The following is a 3,693-nucleotide window of genomic DNA, read 5'->3' on the forward strand; positions in this document are numbered from 1 at the left end:
CATTTGCGTCCGACTTCCTTCAGATTCCGCCTCACGGCGGACACCCTTGTCTTTCGCTAACAGTTCCTACTGCCAAGTCTGTAGTGGACTTTCACCACCAAGTTGTCGCCCATGCCGGGCGCACATGTAAAAAAGCTGCCCGTCAGGACAGCTTTTCTCAACCTATTATACTATCTCATTTCCTGCTGCTCACCAGTTGGGCCTAAGTTATTAATTTCTCCGTCTTCGAAATACAATCGGTCGATGGCCATACGTTTATCTCCAATCGGTTTTTCCAGGTCCGTATGAGTCTTTCCTCTATAATACCGCCATCTTCCCTCCTGTTCGCTTTGGTAGTAATTTTTGAGTACGTGTCGAACAGAGAAAGCTGAGATCAGTTTGCCGCACCACTGGTGAATTTCGGGCGTTGTCAGCCTTATATCCGGGAAAAGTAATCTATATTCTTCTATATGACGTCTGACAAGACTAGCGATGGTTTCTATCTTTCCACAATCTTCACACCTGACCTTCCTTCCAGTAATCTCAAGAAACGGTGACTCACATGTTCGACAGAACGACTGCTGGTTTAACTTATCCATTGAATACTTCGGGAGATCCGCGAAATCGTGATTACTGATATGTTGACTCCTCAAGAAATTGATCAGATCTATAGAAGATTTTTTTGTGGACTTGACAGAGGCTATATGGTCAAGATGCTTTGAAATGAGTGGAGGCAGTATCACATTTTCTACAGGGCTCGATGTATACAATGTAAACTGAGAATTGATGAAAATGATATTTGCTTTAATTTTGAATGAATGCTTGTTCTGATTGAGCAGCTGACTGAACAAAAAAGAGCTTCGCTGTAATTGGTTAACTGGATTCAAAATCTCTGTTCCACTTCTGTAGATAATCATTTTCTCTTTATTCAGCTGGTATTCTCCTTCATAATTTTTGATTTCATAAAAGTAGATCGTATCTGATGCAATCAATATAGTATCTATCTGAAAGGTGGTTCCATTCACTTTTAACAGTAGATCCTTCATTACTTGTGCTTTAGGATTCACTTCTTTTATCATGTCATCGAAAATGCATTCACCTTCGTAACCTTTTGTCATGAACTACATCGGCACTAAAGTACCGAGTTTCTAGGAACACTCAGAACTTGATATTTGCTATTTCAAACAAATATCAGCGGTTTAAGCTATTGACTAAGGCTCATCCCAAGCCCAATATTTTTTATATTTTTACTTGCATTAATGTCTCTGTCATGGTGAGTATTACATTCAGGACAGGTGAAACTTCTAATGTTTAGGGGTTTTTTGCCTGTTTCAGAACCACACGAAGAGCAAATCTGTGATGTTTTATAAGGGTTCACAGCAATAAAGTCTTTTCCATAAGCCAGACATTTGTATTCCAACAGGTTTCTAAACATTCTCCATGATTGAGAGGCGATACTTTGAGTTAGTTTGCTATTCTTCATCATATTAGATGTTCGCAAATCTTCAATACAAATAACATCATACGTCTCTACTAATTCAGTTGTTATTTTGTGGAGATAATCTTTGCGTGTATCCTTAATCTTCTGATTCAGTTTAGCTACTTGGATTCTGGCTTTTTGATAATTCTTTGCACTTCTTAGGTCGATGCCTTCATTCTTAGCTTGAATGCGTCTTCTAGCTAATCGTTTTTCCCAGTAATGCAGTTGCTTCTTGTACTTTCTATCCAAATATAAAGAAGGGTATTTTATTCCATCAGAAGTAATCGCTAAATCAGCCAATCCTAAATCTACCCCAACTATTTTGTCTGTCTTAGGTAAGTCTTGGTTTTCGCACTCTACTAATACAGAAATATAATAGTTGTTGTTGGATTTACGGGTAACAGTAACTGATTTGATGTTGTTATTATTAATGTGGTTCAGAGACATTCTGCACTTAACCCAACCCAATTTGGGCAGTTTAATGTACTTTTGGTTATGGTTGAATCGTATTGTTCGTTCAAGGGTCTTATAAGACTGTTTATGAATCTTTCCTGATTTGAACCGTGGGTAATTTGATTGTTTTTTAAAGAACCTATCAAATGTTTCTCGAAGCGTTTTAACAGAATTTTGCAGAGCTTTAGAGTCCACGTCTTTCAACCAAGCATACTCTTTTTTCATTTGAGTGAGCAAAGAACTTAGTTTACTGAAAGATAACATGTTCAAATCTGGATTGTTTTCGTATCTTGTGTTTAGCATATTCAACATTTGATTCCAGACAAATCTTGAATGCCCAAACGTCTGATTGATTAAAACTTGTTGGTCTTTGTTCGGGTAAATTTTCCCTTCAATTCCTTTATACATGTTTATTCACCACCTTTCTGTTACATCATACCCTATGTGTAGTAAAATGTAAACAGAATACGTTTGATTAGAAGGGATTTGTTGGAAAAATGTTAGTGAAAACAAGAACCAGTGTGTATGATTTTAATTTCCATTTAGTCTGGGTAACAAAATACCGAAAGGAAATTTTTGCAACAGAAGCATTACGTGAAAACATGAAAGAAATATTATTAAAATTAGCAGAAGACAATGATATCGTGATTCAAAATATTGAAGTATTACCTGACCATATTCATTTAATGATTTCATTTCATCCAAAGCACTCTGCTAGTAAAATCGTTCAAACGTTAAAGGGTGGTTCGGCAAGAATGTGGTTTAAAAAATACCCTGAAACGAAAGAGCAGTTGTGGGGAGGACACTTATGGTCAGGTAGCTACTTTATGTCTACATTAGGGAATGTATCAAAACATATTGTTAAAGAATATATTGAAAACCAATTAACAGAATATAATGCGGGTCGCCCAAGACGCTAATTCACCTCGTCACTGAAGTAACGAGTTCTCTTAGCTGACAACCCGTATAGAATAGAGGTTTTGTTTCTCTTTCCTGGACAGGATCATGCGTTTATTCAATGCTTCCATTACTAATAAGGCCTGTGGTTTTCGTCTAATGATATGCTCCATGCTTCTTGCCTCCGTCTCTTAAGTCTCTCTATACTAATCATTGTCCTTTTATCTCAAAAATCATGAAATTAATAGGAAATATTTAAAAAAGATGATTTAGAAAGAATCTGGTTGCCCAGATTCTACATTCTTAAGAGCCCTTCAGACTTGATTCTGATTTGAAGACCAGCTAACTGCAGTTCAGCTGGAAGAGCAAGACGGAAAATGCTCTTATCGAGCATTATACTTTCATTTCAATCAATACTATCTTAGCTGAAGTACAGCTACATGCAATCTACTTGTAGTTCATACTATCTATGAAACCTAAAATAAAGCTAGAACCCTTTTAGCAGCAGTAACTTTTGTCTTTCATTTTTAAAATAGAACTAGAGAGGCTCTAGTTCTACCTTATGGTTCACCGACAAAATAAACTATAGGTAAAATCGATCTAAAGACAGTTTAAATAACTCACTCATGCATAATATGCCATTACACATTAGCTACTTACATCTATGAAAGTCTTCATACCCCTAAAATACAACTAGAACCCAAGCCAAAGAAGTCTCCCCCCCATTTTGTCCCCTCATTCCTGCTAAAAGCACCTCAATCGAGTAGGGGGTAAATAATTAATTTATTTACCGTCCTCTCACACCACCGTACGTACGGTTCCGTATACGGCGGTTCAATATCTTAAGTAAGCAGACTCTGCCAGTTGGTTTAGTGAAACTAAAC

Annotated in this window: 4 protein-coding genes; 2 read left to right on the forward strand and 2 right to left on the reverse strand. The window is 36.9% G+C overall.

Features of this window, described 5'->3' with window-relative positions; translation table 11 throughout:
• Positions 1-206, forward strand: a 206-nt coding sequence (locus tag ACYQ2O_RS11080; protein WP_459796632.1) for a hypothetical protein, incomplete at its 5' end; no start/stop codon positions are given.
• Here ACYQ2O_RS11080 and ACYQ2O_RS11085 read toward each other — a convergent pair.
• Positions 171-1,097: a nuclease-related domain-containing protein gene (locus tag ACYQ2O_RS11085; protein WP_459796633.1), complete on the reverse strand. Its 927-nt coding sequence runs from the start codon at positions 1,095-1,097 to the stop codon at positions 171-173. The two genes, ACYQ2O_RS11080 and ACYQ2O_RS11085, sit on opposite strands and share 36 nt — an antisense overlap.
• Before the next feature lie 86 nt (positions 1,098-1,183).
• Positions 1,184-2,320: an RNA-guided endonuclease TnpB family protein gene (locus tag ACYQ2O_RS11090; RefSeq protein WP_459796634.1), complete on the reverse strand. Its 1,137-nt coding sequence runs from the start codon at positions 2,318-2,320 to the stop codon at positions 1,184-1,186.
• 89 nt (positions 2,321-2,409) lie between these two features.
• Here ACYQ2O_RS11090 and tnpA point away from each other — a divergent pair, with 89 nt between their 5' ends.
• Positions 2,410-2,832, forward strand: coding sequence for an IS200/IS605 family transposase (gene tnpA, locus ACYQ2O_RS11095; protein ID WP_459796635.1), 423 nt, complete (start codon positions 2,410-2,412; stop codon positions 2,830-2,832).
• Positions 2,833-3,693 lie beyond the last annotated feature (861 nt).

The sequence above is a fragment of the Alkalibacterium sp. m-11 genome (assembly GCF_054658155.1).

Bases quoted from the DNA above. Each gene is read 5' to 3' on its own strand.
- ACYQ2O_RS11085 (WP_459796633.1), bottom strand. From the start codon at position 1,097: ATGACAAAAGGTTACGAAGGTGAATGCATTTTCGATGACATGATAAAA.
- tnpA (WP_459796635.1), top strand. From the start codon at position 2,410: ATGTTAGTGAAAACAAGAACCAGTGTGTATGATTTTAATTTCCATTTA.
- ACYQ2O_RS11090 (WP_459796634.1), bottom strand. From the start codon at position 2,320: ATGTATAAAGGAATTGAAGGGAAAATTTACCCGAACAAAGACCAACAA.